The 16,988-nt window shown below is 60.2% G+C and carries 17 protein-coding genes; 6 read left to right on the top strand and 11 right to left on the bottom strand.

All coding sequences use genetic code 11. The features are described from left to right. The first annotated feature begins 100 nt into the window (after nt 1-100). Entirely contained in the window at nt 101-571 is a 471-nt protein-coding gene (greA, locus tag K5Q35_RS14395) for a transcription elongation factor GreA (protein ID WP_013962640.1), read from the top strand. Between the two features lie 14 nt (nt 572-585). Further along, on the top strand, nt 586-1,632 hold the full coding sequence (locus K5Q35_RS14390; protein WP_013962641.1) for a hypothetical protein: 1,047 nt from the start codon (nt 586-588) through the stop codon (nt 1,630-1,632). Nucleotides 1,633-1,637: 5 nt separating this feature from the next. Here the strand turns inward: K5Q35_RS14390 and glp are convergent, their stop codons facing one another. The 4 genes from glp to K5Q35_RS14370 are packed head-to-tail and all read right to left on the bottom strand — an operon-like array spanning nt 1,638 to nt 5,687. Next, nucleotides 1,638-3,707 carry a gephyrin-like molybdotransferase Glp gene (gene glp / locus K5Q35_RS14385; RefSeq protein ID WP_220800054.1) on the bottom strand — a complete coding sequence of 690 codons (2,070 nt, stop codon included), beginning with the start codon at nt 3,705-3,707 and terminating at the stop codon, nt 1,638-1,640. Further along, nucleotides 3,704-4,198, bottom strand: a complete 495-nt coding sequence (mobB, locus tag K5Q35_RS14380; protein ID WP_013962643.1) for a molybdopterin-guanine dinucleotide biosynthesis protein B — start codon at nt 4,196-4,198, stop codon at nt 3,704-3,706. Before mobB ends, glp begins: the two co-directional genes overlap by 4 nt. Beyond that, entirely contained in the window at nt 4,195-4,803 is a 609-nt protein-coding gene (mobA, locus tag K5Q35_RS14375) for a molybdenum cofactor guanylyltransferase MobA (protein WP_220800053.1), read from the bottom strand. Before mobA ends, mobB begins: the two co-directional genes overlap by 4 nt. Further along, a complete protein-coding gene (locus tag K5Q35_RS14370) occupies nt 4,800-5,687 on the bottom strand; it encodes a formate dehydrogenase accessory sulfurtransferase FdhD (protein ID WP_220800052.1) in 888 nt (295 codons plus the stop codon). Before K5Q35_RS14370 ends, mobA begins: the two co-directional genes overlap by 4 nt. A 50-nt stretch (nt 5,688-5,737) precedes the next feature. On the opposite strand from K5Q35_RS14370, the gene K5Q35_RS14365 reads away from it, so the two are divergent. Together K5Q35_RS14365 and K5Q35_RS14360 are read left to right on the top strand one after the other, a co-directional pair. Further along, on the top strand, nt 5,738-6,469 hold the full coding sequence (locus tag K5Q35_RS14365; RefSeq protein WP_220800051.1) for an AzlC family ABC transporter permease: 732 nt from the start codon (nt 5,738-5,740) through the stop codon (nt 6,467-6,469). After that, nucleotides 6,466-6,792: an AzlD domain-containing protein gene (locus K5Q35_RS14360; protein ID WP_220800050.1), complete on the top strand. Its 327-nt coding sequence runs from the start codon at nt 6,466-6,468 to the stop codon at nt 6,790-6,792. Before K5Q35_RS14365 ends, K5Q35_RS14360 begins: the two co-directional genes overlap by 4 nt. 6 nt (nt 6,793-6,798) lie before the next feature. Here the strand turns inward: K5Q35_RS14360 and K5Q35_RS14355 are convergent, their stop codons facing one another. From K5Q35_RS14355 to K5Q35_RS14335, 5 genes are all read right to left on the bottom strand, one after another. Next, nucleotides 6,799-7,407, bottom strand: coding sequence for a hypothetical protein (locus K5Q35_RS14355; RefSeq protein WP_220800156.1), 609 nt, complete (start codon nt 7,405-7,407; stop codon nt 6,799-6,801). Nucleotides 7,408-7,412: 5 nt separating this feature from the next. Beyond that, entirely contained in the window at nt 7,413-7,547 is a 135-nt protein-coding gene (locus K5Q35_RS14350) for an aa3-type cytochrome c oxidase subunit IV (protein ID WP_013962649.1), read from the bottom strand. Between the two features lie 163 nt (nt 7,548-7,710). Continuing rightward, the gene (locus K5Q35_RS14345; protein WP_220800049.1) at nt 7,711-8,172 is read right to left on the bottom strand and encodes a DUF6173 family protein; all 462 of its coding nucleotides are present in this window, start codon (nt 8,170-8,172) and stop codon (nt 7,711-7,713) included. Between the two features lie 3 nt (nt 8,173-8,175). After that, nucleotides 8,176-9,222, bottom strand: a complete 1,047-nt coding sequence (locus tag K5Q35_RS14340; protein WP_220800048.1) for an MBL fold metallo-hydrolase — start codon at nt 9,220-9,222, stop codon at nt 8,176-8,178. After that, a complete protein-coding gene (locus K5Q35_RS14335; RefSeq protein WP_220800047.1) occupies nt 9,222-10,916 on the bottom strand; it encodes an acyl-CoA dehydrogenase in 1,695 nt (564 codons plus the stop codon). Before K5Q35_RS14335 ends, K5Q35_RS14340 begins: the two co-directional genes overlap by 1 nt. Nucleotides 10,917-11,036: 120 nt before the next feature. On the opposite strand from K5Q35_RS14335, the gene K5Q35_RS14330 reads away from it, so the two are divergent. Next, nucleotides 11,037-11,981 (top strand): L-threonylcarbamoyladenylate synthase, encoded by a 945-nt coding sequence (locus tag K5Q35_RS14330; RefSeq protein ID WP_220800046.1) that lies wholly within the window; start codon nt 11,037-11,039, stop codon nt 11,979-11,981. Nucleotides 11,982-12,088: 107 nt separating this feature from the next. On the opposite strand, the gene K5Q35_RS14325 is transcribed toward K5Q35_RS14330, so the two are convergent. Beyond that, complete coding sequence (locus K5Q35_RS14325) at nt 12,089-12,643, bottom strand: YqgE/AlgH family protein (protein WP_013962654.1); 555 nt, start codon at nt 12,641-12,643, stop codon at nt 12,089-12,091. Between the two features lie 149 nt (nt 12,644-12,792). Between K5Q35_RS14325 and K5Q35_RS14320 the strand changes: the two genes are divergently transcribed. Beyond that, the gene (locus K5Q35_RS14320) at nt 12,793-13,599 is read left to right on the top strand and encodes a protein-disulfide reductase DsbD domain-containing protein (protein WP_220800045.1); all 807 of its coding nucleotides are present in this window, start codon (nt 12,793-12,795) and stop codon (nt 13,597-13,599) included. Here the strand turns inward: K5Q35_RS14320 and K5Q35_RS14315 are convergent. Then, nucleotides 13,596-16,985, bottom strand: coding sequence for an efflux RND transporter permease subunit (locus K5Q35_RS14315; protein ID WP_220800044.1), 3,390 nt, complete (start codon nt 16,983-16,985; stop codon nt 13,596-13,598). The two genes, K5Q35_RS14320 and K5Q35_RS14315, sit on opposite strands and share 4 nt — an antisense overlap. Between the last annotated feature and the right edge of the window lie 3 nt (nt 16,986-16,988).

The following is a 16,988-nucleotide window of genomic DNA, read 5'->3' as shown; positions in this document are numbered from 1 at the left end:
CCCCTTGCAATCTGCCGCGCCTTTGGGTCAGGTAGGACGCAATTGTCACCAGCGGCCCCCGGCATCCCCGGCGGGCCGCAGCATTTCGTGGATACCGCCAATGGATAAGATACCCATGACCCGCAAGGGCCACACTGATCTTGAAGCCGAGCTGAAGAACCTGAAGTCTGTTGAGCGTCCGGCCATCATAAGTGCAATCGCAGAAGCGCGCGAGCACGGTGATCTGTCCGAAAATGCCGAATATCATTCTGCCCGCGAAAAGCACTCGTTCATCGAAGGGCGCATCAAGGAACTCGAAGGGGTTTTGGGTCTGGCCGAGGTGATCGATCCATCAAAGATGTCCGGCACCATCAAATTTGGGGCGACCGTCACTCTTGTCGACGAAGATACCGACGAGGAAAAAACCTGGCAGATCGTCGGCGAGCATGAGGCGAATGTCGAGAAAGGGTTGCTCAACATCAAATCCCCCATAGCGCGCGCGTTGATTGGCAAGGACGAAGGCGACAGCGTCGAAGTGCGCACGCCGGGTGGCGAAAAAGCCTATGAGGTGTTGAAAATCGTCTATGCCTGACAGGACCCTGTGATATGGCCGATGCCACCGAACAAGACCCACAGACAGGCTCGGCGCAGACGCGACCGACGTCTCTTGGCATATATGATCGCCCGAAAACGCAGGTCATCTCTGGTATAGAAGTCATTGCGATCACAATCTCGGCCATCTGGCTTTTTGGGGCTGGTCTGTTTTTCCTGATGCTGCCGAGTGAGGCAATTGAGGGTGGCAATGGTTCGGGGGCTTTGCGGTTCCTGATGACGATCATGGCCATTTTCATGCCCATCGGCATGGTCTGGGTTGCAGCTTCTGCGGCGCGGGCCTCCAAAGTGATGCGCGAGGAAAGCCAGCGGTTGCAGGCCTCACTGGATGCGATCCGACATACCTATATTGCACAAAGCCAGAATGCCGCCACCGGCGTTGAACCTTCATCCGTTGCGAAGAAACTTGATGAAATCGCAGCGGCCACACGCAAAACTGAAACCGTGCTGGCCACATTTTCAACGCGGCGCGAACAAGAGAGGCAACCAGCCCCGCGCGTTCAACCGCCCGCATCGGGAGATCAGCAACAAGCGCTCGCCCTGGGCACGCACGCCGAAGATCTCGCCCCTCCGTTGGACGCAGCCGATTTCATCCGCGCGCTGAATTTCCCCGAAACCGCCGAGGACGCGTTGGGCTTTGCGGCCTTGCGGCGCGCTTTGAAAGACCGCACGTCAGCGCAGCTTATTCAGGCGGCACAGGATGTTCTGACGTTGCTCAGTCAGGATGGGATTTACATGGATGACTTGCTGCCAGACCGGGCGCGTCCCGAAATCTGGCGTCAATTCGGGCAGGGCATCCGGGGTCGTTCCATCGCACCGCTCGGGGGCATTCGGGATCGCTCGTCATTGGCGCTCACGTCAGGACGGATGAAACAGGACCCGATTTTCCGCGATGCCGCGCATCATTTTTTGCGGCTGTTTGACAAGACATTCGCCGAATTCGAGAAGCGTGCAGATGACAGTGATATCGTAGCGCTTGCAGAAACACGCACCGCGCGGGCGTTTATGTTGCTTGGCCGCGTGGCAGGGACTTTCGACTAAGCAGGCTAAAGCCCAAAACTACCAAACGGTATATAGCGCACCGGATCATCCGGTTTGATTGTCGCCGCCTCCTGTGGCAACTCGACCAAGCCTTCGGCCCATGACAACCCCGATATCCGGCCAGATCCTTCGGATGCAAACACTTCCGCCCGGCCCTGCCGGATGCGCGCGCGCAGAAACTCCGAGCGCCCCGGCTTTTTGTTTTTGCTGAAGGCGGCTGGCACTTCGAACCCCTGCGGTTCGGGCCACGCCTCCCCCGCAAGGCGCGCAAGAGAGGGGCGCGCAAAAATCAGCGAGCACACCATGGCTGCCACCGGATTACCCGGCAGGCCAAACACCGGCACACCGTCCCACATCCCCAGGGCGAGCGGCCGCCCCGGTTTGACCGCAATGCGCCACAGGCTCATGCTGCCTGCGTCATTCAGCAGGGCGGATACATGATCTTCATCCCCCGCTGACGCGCCACCACTGGTGATAATCACGTCGGCCTCGCGCGCCGCGCGCGACAGCTGCTGCGCCAGCGATTCCCTGTCATCCGGGACGATGCCGATATCAACCGGGACATGGCCCCAGCCTCTGACCAGTTCGATCAGCATGGGACGATTGGCGTCATATATCTGACCATCACGCGCGGGTTGTCCGGCGTCGACCAGTTCCGCCCCGGTTGAGACGACCGCGACGCGCAACGGCGCGTAAGTCTCGACCGTTTGCACCCCGGTTGCGGCCAGCAAGGCCAAATCTGCCGACTTGATGCGCACACCGGCAGACACCGCCACATCACCAGCCACCACGTCTTCGCCCGCTTTGCGGGTATTGGCCCCCTGCTTGATCGGGCCCTGAAAGGCCACCTGCCCGTCGCTGACGGTCACATCTTCCTGCAAGACAACCGTATCGACACCATGTGGCAGAGCCGCCCCGGTCAGAACACGCATCGCCTGCCCCGCGGGCAGGGTCGCGGGCGCGTCACCCGCCGCCGCGCGCGTTTCAGCCAGCGGCATCCTATGCAGCCCCTCCGCCCGCCCACCGGCAAAGCCATAGCCATCCACAGCCGTATTGGGCAGGGGCGGATTGCTGCGTTGCGCAATGCAATCGCGCGCAGTGACCTGCCCTGCAGCTTCCGCAATCGGTGTTTCTGATATGCCGGTCACAGGTGCCAGCCGTGCTTTCAACGCCTCCAGCGCTTCGGCAACCGGAGTCCAATGCACGCCCGGTGGCAGCGCAAAACAGCTGTTGCTGAGGCGCGGTGGCAGCTTTGCGGCCTCTTTCAGCAGCGCTTCGTGGCCAAGACCGAAAATCCACCCTTCTTCGGGCGCATCAACATCCAGCACCTCGGCCAACTGTTCTGGCGTCATCGCGGATACCGTCCGCGCCACTTCCCGAACCTGCCAGGCGTCCTTTATCATATGCGCAGGGGCTGCCCCCACGGTCAGGGACGGCCAGATTTCAACAAAGGCGACATCGTTGGTCAGTGGTTCAAAAGGCCAGACCTTTGCCCCAAATCGCCTTCGAAAGCGCGACAGCACCGGCAACCCCATGAACACCTGCGAACCGACCGCCCCGGCCCCGGCCATCTGCCAGCAGGTAAAGGCGCCTTTTGCATGCAGGTCAGCTGCACGCCGATCCGGAAATGGGTTCTCGTACACCTCTTTGGTCCGCGGCAACCCCTCGATATCGCGCTTGAGTGCATTGGCCCAAAAGGGACCGGCACCACCGAATTTGCGGTTTATCTCACCGGCAATATCAAAGCGATTGTTGGACTGCGGACTGTCCTCGATGCGATCCTCAAACCACTGCCAAACGGCAAAGGCGGCATCCTGCCCGGTGAGCGCCTGCGCAAATCCTTTGGGATAGCCAAAGGGGAAATCAAACCCCACAATCGTTTTGCGCCCGGCGGTGGTTTCCGTCGTCAGAAATGCCGCGATCCAGTCCTCAGCCACCTGCCGGTTGCGCATATACTGTGGCTCTTCGGCGCGGCCGTCTCTCGCAACGCATAGCCAGATGGCGTCTTTTGTCGGTCGCGCACCCCGGTCGTTGCCACCGGACCAATCCACCATCAGGACGGTGTCGAAGTTCATGCCAGCCCCACCTGCGACAGAATGAAATCCGCGATCTTGCCTGTGTCATTCAGATCAAAGACGGGGCGGTCCAAGTCCAACGGGACATCGCTGGCAACGGCCTTGATGGTGGGGTCATCCGCCGCGATGAGCGCATTGCCAGTCTCGGCGCGAAAGGCTTCGACCTTAGCGTGCGCGTCGCGTTTGTACCCCTCGATCAGAACCAGATCGACCGGTTGCAGCTTGGCCAACAGTGCATCCAGCGCAGGCTCGGCCTCATCGCGCAATTCATGCATCAGCGCAAAGCGTTTGCGCGAGGACAGCAACACTTCGGTGGCCCCCGCAGTCCGGTGGCGATAGCTGTCCTTGCCGGGTTGGTCGACGTCAAAAACATGATGCGCGTGTTTCACGGTCGAGACTGTGAAACCACGCCCGCAAATCTCGGTCACGAGCCGTTCCATCAGCCCCGTTTTGCCCGCGTTTTTCCAGCCGACGACCCCGTAAACTCTCATAGCAAGCTCTCCGCGTGTTTCAGGTCTTCGGGCGTGTTGACGTTGAAGAAGGGATCAAAGGTCGTCACAGGGAACAAGGCCTCGCGACCCTCATGCTGCTCTGTCCATAAAACCACTTTGCGCAACCCCCCGCGCAACGCGTCGCGCAGATCGTCCCGCAAGGCCACGGGCCAGACGCCAAATGTCGGATGGCGCACGCGGCCCCGTTTCGCATCCGGTGTTGTGGCGAGCGCGAGCGGGTGGCTCATGCCCTCACTGGCCAGCAGCAGGCGCGGCACCAGATCGCCCGGAAAAAACGGCGTGTCAGCCGCCGCTGTCACAATCGTATCCGCGCCTTTCTCTGCCGCCCAATCAAGCCCGGCCAACACACCGGCAAGCGGCCCGGCAAAGCCATCAATGCTGTCGGGCAGGACGGGTAAACCATACTGTGCAAAACGCGCCGCATCGCCATTGGCGTTCAGCGCCAGCCCCGCAACCTGAGGCTCCAGACGCTCAATCACATGCGACAGAAGGGTGCCACCCCCAAGGTCCAGCAGCCCCTTGTCGCCCCCGCCCATGCGCGTCGATTGCCCGCCGGCGAGGATCACACCCAACGGTTGCTTCACATCGCCCCCTTGCGTCCAGCGCGACGCGGTTCCTGCGCAATGTCATCGGGGTTTGCATCCCGGATCAGGCGGTCTTCGCCGCTCAGACAGATAAACCGCTGCCCCTTCATCCGGCCAATCAGGGTCAGGCCCACTTCGCGGGCGATCTCGACCCCCCAGGCCGTAAACCCAGAGCGCGAAGCCAGCACAGGGATGCCCATCATCGCCGTTTTGATGACCATTTCAGACGTCAGACGCCCCGTCGTATAAAGCAGCTTGTCCACCGCCTGCACCTTTTCGGACAGCATCCAGCCTGCAATTTTGTCCACGGCATTGTGGCGGCCCACGTCCTCCATATAGACCAGCGGGCGCGCCTCGTGACACAGCACCGTGCCATGGATCGCACCGGCTTCAAGGTAAAGCGAAGGCGTGCGGTTGATCCGCGCGCTCAACGCATAAAGCCAGGAGGTGCGCACAGATGTCGCGGGCAGGCGCACATCCTGCAACCCCTCCATCATGTCGCCAAACACCGTCCCCACCGCGCAGCCACTGGTGCGGGTTTTCTTGCGCATTTTCTCTTCGTAATCGGTCTTGCGGGCGGTGCGAACAATCACCGTTTCGAGGTCTTCGTCATACTCAACGCCGGTGATATCGTCGTCATCGCTGAGCATGCCCTGATTGCGCAAAAAACCCAGCGCAAGGTAGTCCGGATAATCCCCGATGGTCATCGCCGTCACGACTTCCTGCGCGTTCAGGAAAATCGTCAACGGACGTTCCTCGACCACATTCGTGGCGACCTCAGCGCCGGTGTGATCGGTCCCCGTCACAGCACGCGTCAACCGCGCTGCAGATGGGTCGGGCGCGATGAGATATTCGTCCGTATCTTCAAGTCTGGCCAATTGCATCCCCCCCGACACTGATGTAGCTGTCCGCGCACCCTGTATAAAAGCATCCAATGTCCTTCACCACAGCGAAAACACCCGACTTGCATTCCGTCTTCTGGCGCGGGTTCCGCGGTGGCATACCGTTTGTTTTCGTGGTCGGACCCTTTGCCGTGCTCTTTGGCGTGCTGGCGACCGAGGCAGGGCTCAATATTCTGGAAACGCTTGCCTTTTCGGTTGTGGTCATTGCTGGGGCGGCGCAATTCACCGCGCTGCAACTGATGGCGGAAGAGGCCCCGACGATTATCGTTCTCGCATCCGCTCTGGCGGTGAATTTGCGCATGGCGATGTACTCGGCATCGCTGACCCCCTATCTGGGCGCAGCACCTTTGTGGAAACGGGCCTTTCTCGCCTATTTTATCCTCGATCAGTCCTATGCCTGCGCCACGGTCGAGTATGAAGCCAAACCACAGATGACCCTGCCCGAACGGCTGGCGTATTTCTTTGGCTGCGTCGCCCCTGTGGTGCCAGCGTGGTATGTCTGCACCTATATCGGGGCGGTGATCGGTACGCAGGTCCCGGACAGCTGGGCGCTGGATTTCGCGCTCCCGATTACGTTTCTCGCCTTGATGGCGCCCATGCTCAGAACACCCGCGCATCTGGTGGCAGCTTTTGTGTCCATCCTTGTCAGCCTGCTTGCGGCCGGATTGCCCTATTCGATGGGACTGCTGGTGGCCGGGGTACTTGCGATGATGGCGGGCGCACAGGCCGAAGTCATCTTTGACCGCCGGAAGCCAGCCCCATGATCGACAAAAGTGATCTGTGGTTCGTGATCATTGGCCTTGGCGTCGGCAGCTATTTCCTGCGCTTTGCCTTCATTGGGCTGGTCGGGTCGCGGCAAATGCCGCCCTGGCTGCTGCGACACCTGCGCTACACGGCCGTGGCGATCCTGCCTGCTCTGGTCGCGCCGCTGATCGTTTGGCCAGCGGCTACAGATGGCGCGCTGGACCCTGCACGGCTGGCAGCGGCGGCGGTGACGCTCACGGTCGGTCTGATCACGCGCAACGTGTTTGGTGCAATATTCGCCGGAGCCTTGACGCTTTATGCGTTGCTATATCTCTTGGGCTGACGCGCGTCAGATGGGGGCCGCGTTGATTCCGTCCAGCACATCGCCTGCATCGTTTTCATAGTATTTTGATGTCTCGACATCGTCCCGCTTGTCAATTTGGTCCATCAGATTGACCGGAAAGAATGTCACCGATATCTCTTCGAACCCCGGCACCTGACGCAGGATCGAAGAAGTCGCATTGGCGCAGAATGCACTGCCGACCCCCCCGTTGGATTGCACCAACGCAAGGGCGCGTTCCGCCTGTTCTGGTGTGACCGCAATTTCCTGAGATACGACGTGATATGTGTCGCGCGCATGCGCACTTTTGTAGGCCGCCACCCAACCCGGCGACATGCCATACAGCACGTCACCCCGTTCCCTGATCCGTTCGTGTTCGAAAGATCCTGCCGGGTCAAAAATGACCTGCTGGCTGCCTGACACCATAAGCGCCGAATGGCCGCCGTTGCCTGTTCGGTTGTTTACGACGGTGAAAACGGTCAGTTTCGGCGCATCGCGTGGCACATATGCGACCGCCTGCGCCTCCTCAACGGTGGCGTCATTGAAACTACCGCCAGCGCAGCCAGCCAATGTCAAAAGAAGTACCGCGACGCAGGTCAGTCGCGCCGAACGTATCACGCCGCTCAAGTGATAAAGATCGCCATCCAAATGAACAGAACGATAATTGCGATAACCGTCCGCATCGTCCAGCGCATAAACCCGTCAAAGGTCTTTTCTTGTTCTTCAACGTCCATATCACCGTGTTTGTGTTCTGCCATTGCCGCAGTCCTTTGTTTCTTTAAGTTCCGACATTTATCCAAGCCGTACTGGATTCGATGCGTCATGTCACGCGATCCCGCCCCACCTGCGCGGAAAAATCACAGCCCGCAGGGGCATTCGGCCCGGCAGTGGCATCGATCAACCACAACAGGGGTGAAAAACTCAGCCCTGCTTGTCCAACTCCTGCGCCAGTCGAAAGCCAATCCGGTTCGGTTCTGATTTCTCCGCAGGCTTTGGCAGTGCGCGCAGCATGACGTTCAACTGGCTGACGTGCTGCACCATCTGCGTCTTGCTGCCTGCACCATCCACGCCATAGAAGGTTACGATATCCGGCGCAAAATATCCCATGCCTTCGATGCGCAGCACACCGGCATCCCCACCGGTAAACCCCATTGCAACCTCTTGCGAGTTATCCAGCTGCTCTTCGAAATTCTTGAGATAGAGGATGATACGTTCGTAAGCCCACTGCGCTGGCGACTTTTCCACGGCTGGCTTGTCGGTTAGCGCCTTGGGCAGGGGTTTGGCACAGGCGTTTGACGCATCCGGGTCAGCGTGAATCTCATGAAGTCCTGCAAGTGCGGCCGCCTCCAGCACCTCGGCTGCGGTGGTGATACGTTCGCCCATCATTTACTCCTTGCGCTGATACACCCACGCACCATCGCCGCGAAGTGTGCGTGTCGCAAGCCCGGATTGGTAAAGGTGGCTAACGTGTGCGACCGCCTCCACCAGCGCCAGACCATATTCACCATCCCCGATGCTGCGTTTGAACAGTGGCGCAAAACACTCGCCCGCGGCCTTTGGCGTGTCGATAAACGCCAATAGCCTGCTCAGCGCGCCATGGTGATTGTCAATCAGTTGCGACAGGCGCATCGGCAGCCCGGTGAAGGGCAGCTTGTGCCCCCCCAGAACCAGATGATCAGGCCGCGCGATAGCGGCAAAACGTTCGCAGCTTTCGAGCCAGTCGCCGATCGGGTCGGCCATCGGTTCGGTGGCATAAACCCCGATATTGGGGCTGATGGAGGGCAGAATCTGATCGCCCGCAATCACCAGATTGTCGTCCCGACTCCAGAAGGTGGCATGTTCAGGTGCATGGCCATTCCCGGTGTGGATGTCCCACTGACGCCCGCCGAATTCGATCACATCGCCCTGTTTTAGGCGCGTAAAGCCCAAGGGCATGGGGGCCACCACATCTGCAAAGTTGAACGGGCGTTCCACCCGGCGCCGCGCCAGAACCTCCGGGTCCATCCCCGCGCTTTGATAAAAGGCGATGCTCTCGTCCGATGGCACGGCCTGTTCATCCAGCGTGAGCATCCGCGAAAACAGCCATGCGGTCCGTGTGGTCAGCAGCTCAGCCCCAAATCCGGATTGCAGCCACCCCGCAAGACCAACGTGATCAGGGTGATGATGCGTGACAATAACGCGCGTGATCGGCTTGCCTTGCAGCGGGCCGTCCATCAGCGTCCGCCAGATCGCCTTTGTGCGCCGGGAGGCAAAACCAGTATCCACCACCGTCCAGCTATCACCGTCATCCAGCGCATAGATGTTTACGTGGTCCAGTTTCATCGGCAGCGGCAAGCGCATCCAGAGAACGCCGGGGGCAACCTGCGTCGCCGTGCCCTCTTCGGGCGGGTTTTCCCACGGATACCGAAGGCCTTGTGGTGGTTGATCTTTCATCAGGCTGCCAATTCCTCAAGCGTCAGACCATAAAGGTCATCTGCACCAATCTGCGCCTGCGCCAGCAGGGCTATGTGCTCGGGTAATAAACGGCGTATGTACAGACGTGCAAGCGCCTCTCGCGGCCCACCGGGTGCGGCAAGCGCTGCTTTCAGGTGCAGATAGCCGCCCAGAACACGTGCAAAGGCGCGCAGATAGCATGTCGCACCGGCAAAACGCGCATTCATGTCCCGCTCGGACACCAGCCACTCGGTGCTTTCGCGCAGGCTTTCAGAGGCCTGCCAGACCGCTTCGGCAAGCTCCGGCAGGGTGGTTTTTGCATGCTCCGCGCAGGCTTCGATCTCATCCAGCAAACGGTGTGCGGCCTCGCCGTTATCCGCCATCTTGCGCGCGACAAGGTCCATGGCCTGAATACCGTTGGTGCCCTCATAAATCGCGGTCACCCGCACATCGCGGCTGAACTGGGCCGCGCCGGTTTCTTCGACAAAACCCATGCCGCCATGCACTTGAATGCCCGCATCCGCGACGGCAATCCCGGTATCACTGCCAAAGGCTTTGGCGATGGGCGTCAGCAAGGCGGCGCGCGCCTGCCAGTCGGCACTTCCTGTCGCATGCGCCATGTCGATCGCCACCGCGCAGGTCAGCCCGATGGCGCGCGCGGCGTAGATATCAGCCTTCATCGTGCCCAGCATCCGGCGCACATCGGCATGTTCCACGATAGCGCTCTTGCCCTGTTTGCGCTCGCGCGCATAGCTCAGCGCGTGTTGATAGGCGGCCTCGGCCACGCCGGTCCCCTGCCCGCCGACGCCAAGGCGCGCGTTATTCATCATCGTGAACATCGCCGCCATACCGCCTTCTTTCTCACCAATCAGCCAGCCGGTCGCGGCGTCATATTGCATCACAGCCGTGGGCGATCCATGCAGGCCGAGCTTATGCTCAAGGCTCACCACCTTGACGGTGTTCTGCGCGCCAAGCGTGCCATCCGCGTTCGGAATGAACTTGGGCACCAGAAACAGGCTGATCCCCTTGGTGCCCGCCGGTGCATCGGGCAGACGCGCCAGCACAAGGTGGCAGATGTTGTCCGCAACGTCGTGATCGCCCCAGCTGATGTAGATTTTCTGCCCCGTCACCGCATAGGTGCCATCGCCGTTGGGCTGCGCCTTTGAAGACAGCGCACCAACATCCGAGCCCGCCTGTGGTTCGGTCAGGTTCATGGTCGCGGTCCACTCACCCGCGGTCAGTTTGGGCAAGTAAAGCGCCTTGATCTCGTCGCTGGCATGGTGCTGCAACGCTTCGATCTGGCCCTGCGCCATCAACGGTGCGATCTGCAACGACAAACACGCACCACTCATCATCTCGTTCACAGCACTGGTCACCGCCATCGGCAAGGCCATGCCGCCAAATTCGGGATCTGCGGCCATGCCAACCCAGCCCCCTTGCGCGATGGCTTTCCATGCCACGTCAAAGCCGGGGGGCGTTCTGACCACGCCATTTTCAAGCCGCGCCGGATGCATGTCCCCGATGCGCTGCAAGGGGGCGAGCACCTCATCGCACAGCTTGCCCGCCTCAACCAGAACGGCCTGCGTTACATCCGGGGAGGCTGCCTCAAACATCGACGTGGCGGACACTTCATCAAATCCGACCACATTGTTCAGCAGGAAAGAAAATTCTTCGACGGGCGCGCGATATGGCATTGCGGGGTCTCCTCAAACGTACTGCTACCTTGGCAAGAGGCAGCACAGCTTATAAAGCGTCGCTACAGCATGGGCCGCCCGGTCCGGCACAGCAATAGAAACGCGGCGTCACAGGGTTTGATGAACACGACAGAGCCAACATTTCTGACGCCGACAACAGATGGCATAGCGCAAGCAGCCGGTCTGTTGCGCGCGGGCGCGCTCGTCGCCTTTCCAACAGAAACGGTTTACGGCCTAGGGGCGGATGCACGCAATGGGCGCGCTGTTGCCGCTATTTTCGAGGCTAAGGGCAGGCCAAGTTTCAACCCGCTGATTGTGCATGTTCTTGACGCAACGCATGCCCGGCGGTTCTGCCACTGGTCTGACACGGCGGAAAAGCTGGCGTCTGCCTTCTGGCCGGGCCCGTTAAGCCTTGTTCTGCCGCTCACCGAGGGCCATGGACTGTCATCACTTGTGACCGCCGGGTTGTCTACTGTGGCCTTGCGGGTGCCCGCGCATCCCACAGCGCGCGCCTTGCTGAGCGCCTTTGACGGTCCCGTTGCCGCGCCCTCCGCAAACCCATCTGGCAAAATCAGCCCCACGACCGCCCAGCATGTGTCCGACGGGCTGGGTATGAGAGTTGGGGCAATTCTGGATGACGGGCCGTGCCGTGTAGGGCTGGAAAGCACAATCGTGGGTCTTGACGGGCCTGCCAGTCTCTTGCGGCCCGGCGGCCTGCCTGCCGAAGAGATTGAGCGCGTGCTGGCTCAAACACTGTCGCGCGAAACAGAAGGCAAGATTTCCGCACCCGGACAGCTTATGTCACATTACGCCCCAAATGGCCGCGTGCGCCTGAATGCACAGAGGGCGCACGATGGTGAGGTCTTTTTGGGTTTTGGCGAGATGACATGCGATCTGAACCTCTCACCCAGCGGGGATTTGACCGAAGCGGCCAGCGTTCTTTTTGACTGCCTGCACCAGCTGGACGCCACAGGCAGCGCCATCGCAGTGGCACCCATCCCCCGACAGGGTCTCGGTGCCGCCATCAACGATCGTTTGCAACGCGCGGCCGCACCACGCCCCTAAAGCGTCATGCGAAAAACCTGAATCACATAACGCTGCCTGAAATCAAAGATTTCAACGCGTTACGTGACACCCGATGTTTCAGGTATTTCGTCAGACGCTCTAGTTGTTCAGGCGTGACCTGCCGCTGGCGACAGGTTGATCGGGTCAACGCCAAGGCTGTGCAAGGCCTCAGACCATTTGCGCGCAGCTGGCAAGCCAAAGACCAGCTCGCTGGAAGCATTTGTCGTCAACCATCCGTTCTGTGCGATTTCGTTTTCCAACTGCCCTCCGCCCCACCCGGCGTAGCCGAGCATCATCAATGCGTCGGATGGCCCGCGCCCTTCGGCGATCTCCTCCAGAATATCCAGCGTCGCGGTCATACCGAACGCACCGTCGACCACCAGAGTATTCAGGCTGGAGGTATAGTCGGTTGAATGCAGAACAAACCCGCGCCCTGTCTCAACCGGTCCGCCAAAATGCACCACCATGTCACGCCCCTTTTGGGATGACAGTATATCCAGTTGGTCCAGCACGTCGCTCATGCGGATTTCGGGGGTGGGTTTGTTGATGATCAGACCCATCGCACCTTTGGCCGAATGCGCGCAGATCAGCACAACCGCATTTTCAAAACGCGGATCGCCCATTGAAGGCATCGCCACAAGCAGTTTACCTCCCAGATCCAAGTGCCATCCTTTGCAACATGTAAATACTCTGCCCTTCAAGATGGCGCGCCCATGGGCATGGTGCAAGACCAAAGAACCGATGATCCGCGAAACATGGCTGACCCGAACGTGACTTGGCTTTTTGTTGCCGGTGCCGCATAGAATACCGCATGACGCGAAACCTCTCAATTCTGGCACTTTTTGTGCTGCTCGCCAGCCCTGCATCCTCACAGGACCGATTTGAAAATCCGGTAACGGCCGAAATCCTGCCGGGCTGGGTGCAATCGGATGGCAGCCGTATGGCCGCTTTGCGTCTCACACTGGCACCGGGATGGAAGACCTATTGGCGCGCACCGGGCGATGCGGGCATTCCGCCCCGTTTTGACTGGTCTTATTCGCGCAACCTTGAAGCAGTAGGTATTTCATGGCCCACGCCAAAGGTGTTTGACCAAAACGGCATGCGGTCGGTCGGCTATGACAACACGCTGGTCATTCCACTGCGCATCGAACCAAAGCACGCGAACCGGTCGGTCCGCCTGAATGCCAAGATGGAACTTGGCATATGTTCCGACATCTGTATCCCGCATGAGCTGGAGCTCACCGGGGAGATCCCCGGAGATACGCCCAAACCCACGCCCGCTATCGCGGCGGCGCTGGCACAACAACCCTATAGCGCCAAAGAAGCCGGTGTGCGTGCCACGGAATGCAGCATCAGCCCCACATCAGACGGGCTGCAGATCGAGGCGCGGGTGACCATGCCGTCTGCGGGGGATCCCGAATACATCGTGATTGAACCCGGACCGGGCGATATCTGGGTGAGCGAAGCCAAAACCAAGCGTCGGGGCGGCACCATCGTGGCCACGTCGGATATGGTGAATGTGAACGGCGGGCCAATCGCGTTGGATCGATCCGCCATCCGGATTACCGTCTTGGGGTCAAAATATGCGGTTGATATCCGCGGCTGCACCGCCGGTTAAGCCTCCAGCTGGCCTTTGAGGAGCAACCGCAGCGCCAACACTATATACCCGATCAGTGCCAGCAGACCCGCCCCGGCGATAAACAGCGCCAGCGCACCGAACATCGCGTTGCCCTCTGCCGCAAACCCGAACGTCGCGCGCAGGGGGGCATAGATTTCCCCCTGCCACCACGCCCAGCCAAGCGTCACCGCCAACCACAGGGCGATCACGGACCAGAGCGCGTAAAACCCGGCACGCATGGGCGAGGACACCGCGCGCCGCGTTGCGGTGAGTTGGCGGGCAAAATCGTGCTGCACCGCGATCAAAGCAGGCACCACCAGAAGCACCAGCAGCATTCCGAACCCCAGACCATAGACCAAAGTAATCACCGTCGGTTTGAGAAACTGCGCTTGCTGGCTGGTCTCATAAAGCAGCGGCATCATGCCAAGAACCGTTGTCAGCGTGGTCAGCAACACAGGCCGCAGGCGGTCCGCAGCCCCATCAATGATGGACGGGATCAGCCCACGATCCTGCGCGTATTCGTCAATAGTCGTGACCAGAACGATTGAATCGTTTATGATGATCCCGGTCATGCCCAACAGGCCCACGACCGTAAACATACTGAGGGGGACGTCCCACACCCAATGGCCATAAATCGCTCCGACGAGGCCAAAGGGGATGATCGCCATGACGACGATGGGCCGCGTCCAACTGGCAAAAACCCAGGCCAGCACAAGGTATATCCCCGTCAGACAGAGGATCAGCCCGGTAAAGGCGTCGCTGAGAAAGGAGTTCTCTTCTTCGGCAAGCCCGGCCATCTGCCAGTCCAGTTGATAGGTGCTGGCGATGTCGGGCAGAATCTCCTCGCGCAACGCTGTCTCGATTTCTGTCGCACGCACCGGATCATCTTCTGAGATGTCCCCCGTGACGGAGATGACACGCAATCCGTTTTCGCGCCGCACGGAGTTGAACGCGGTTCGCCGCTCCACACTGACGATATCCGCAAGCAGCACATAGGCCCCCGTCGGGCTGCGCAACTGTGTGCGTTCGAGAAAGTCAGCCGTCAGCTCCCCTTCGGGCAGTTCAACGCGGATTTCCGCACTGCGCGGCCCTTCGGGATAGGTCGCCGCTTCGATGCCGCCGAGGCGATTGCGCAAACTGCGGCCCAGATCATCAATCTTGAAGCCCAGTGCCTGCCCTTGCGGCGTCAGATCAAGGATCAATTCCTCCTTGTCATAGGCCAGCGTATCTTCGAGCGCGCTGACCTCGGGGTAGCGCAACAAGGCGTCCTGCAAGGCTAAACTGGCCGCCTTGAGTTGATCCGTTTCAGCGCCGTAAAGGCGGACATTCAGCGAATCGCCCCCCGGCCCGGACCGCCCGCCGCGAAACGCGACGGTTTCGACAAGCGGATGGTTTTCAACACGCTCCTGCAGGTCCGCCACAAATGCGAAACTGGAATAGGGCCGCAGTTCTGCGTCAATCAGCTCAATCGCGATGCCGCCCAGCAAGTCCTTGTCTTTTGAGCCAGACCCGCTCAACCCGCGCCCGGTGTGCCCGCCCACGACCGACAGCACATAATCAACGGGGCTTGCGCCGTAGCGTTCCTCGTATTCGGCGGCAAGCTCGTTGGTCGCGCCCTGCATCACGCGCATCATCTCCATCGAATCCTCGCGCGTCGCGCCTTCAACCATCGCAAAGTTGCCAGAGACTGATCCGCGTTCCGGCGCGTTGAAAAACCGCCACTGCACATCCCCCCGAACAAACAATGCCAGCTGGCTTGCGAGGATCAAAACCACCCCCGCCAACACCACATACCGCGCCGTGATGACGCCCGCGATAAAGGGGCGGAACAGGGTTTCGCGCAGATGCCGGAACCCTTTATTGACTTGCCGGCTGGGCCAGTCATACCAGCGTTCCTTGGCCTTGGCCGCAAGCGCGTGGGCCATATGGTTTGGCAGGATCAAGAAGCATTCAATCAGCGAGGCGATCAAAACGGCGATCACCGTCAGCGGGATATCCTGAATCAATGTGCCAAAACGCCCACCCACGGCCATCAGGCCGAAAAAGGCGATGACAGTCGTGAGCGTGGCCGCCAATACGGGCATGGCCATGCGGCGGGCGGCATTCTCGGCGGCTTGCATCGGAGGTTCATTCAGGTGCCGCGCCCGGTGATCCGCATGTTCGCCGACGACGATGGCGTCATCGACAACGATGCCCAGCGTAATGATCAGGCCGAACAGCGATATCATGTTCAGCGTCAAACCGGCGGCATACATGATCGCAATCGCCGCCATCATCGCCACCGGGATGCCTGCCGCGACCCAAAACGCCGTGCGCGCATTCAGAAAGAGAAACAGCAGACAGACAACCAGCGCCAGCCCGGTCAATCCGTTCTCAACCAGAATGCTCAACCGGCTTGAGATCGCCTCAGCCCTGGTGCGCACAAGATCAACAGTCACGCCTTCGGGCAGTGTCGATTGCAGCTCTTCAGCGACGCGTTCAACCGTGCGCTGGATTTCGATGGCATCGCCCTGCGCCGATCTGTTGACGCGCAGCGACACCGCTGGATTGTCACCAACAAAATAGCTTTGCCCCCGGTCAGACCCCTGCCGCGAGATCGTCGCCACATCCCCGATGGTCAGCTTGGAGCCATCCGGGTTGGAGCGCAAAACAATCGAGGCGATCTGTTCTGGGTCCCGCTTTTCGGACCCGGTCGTCACACGCGCATTCGCGCCAGATACATCGCCAGCGGGGTCGGTATCCACCTCTGCGCGAATGGCTGCGGCGATTTCCGCCATCGTGATGTCATTGGCGATCAGCTCGACCGAGGGCACCTCGACCAGCGTTTGCGGCGCGGCCACCCCTTGTAAACTCGTCCGTGTCACGCCTGCCGCAAAAAGGCGCACGACCAATTCATCCGCGAAAAGCGCCAATTGGTCCGGCCCAACGGGCCCGGTGATGACAACATCCGTCACCCGGTCCGTCCACGACCTCTGGAAAACGCGCGGCTCTTCCATTTCAGTGGGAAACCCATCGATCCCGTCAACCGCGTTCTGCACATCCGCCAGCGCGCGCATCATATCCCAGTCGGGTTCAAAATTGACGCGCGTTGACGCCCAGCCTTCGCCGGTAAAGGAAATGGTGCCTTCCACGCCATCCAGCGCCAGAACCGCCGGTTCAAGCAGTTGCAGGATGGCGCGGTCCATGTCCTCCGCGCTGGCATTGTCCCAGTTTATATTGACCCGGATTTCTTCGAGCACCACGTCCGGAAAGAACTGCGTGCGCATGTTCGGGATCGCCGCCAGACCGGAAACAAGCAACAGAACAAACAACAGGTTCGCCAGTGTGCGATGGCGGGTGAAATAGGAAAGCAAACCACCTGCCGCAGACGGGATCTGGCGTGCCACGGG

The organism is Roseobacter sp. OBYS 0001, from assembly GCF_019654895.1.
In the GTDB taxonomy this organism is placed as follows: Bacteria; Pseudomonadota; Alphaproteobacteria; order Rhodobacterales; family Rhodobacteraceae; genus Roseobacter; species Roseobacter litoralis.
This window is presented reverse-complemented; position numbering and strand designations above follow the sequence as displayed.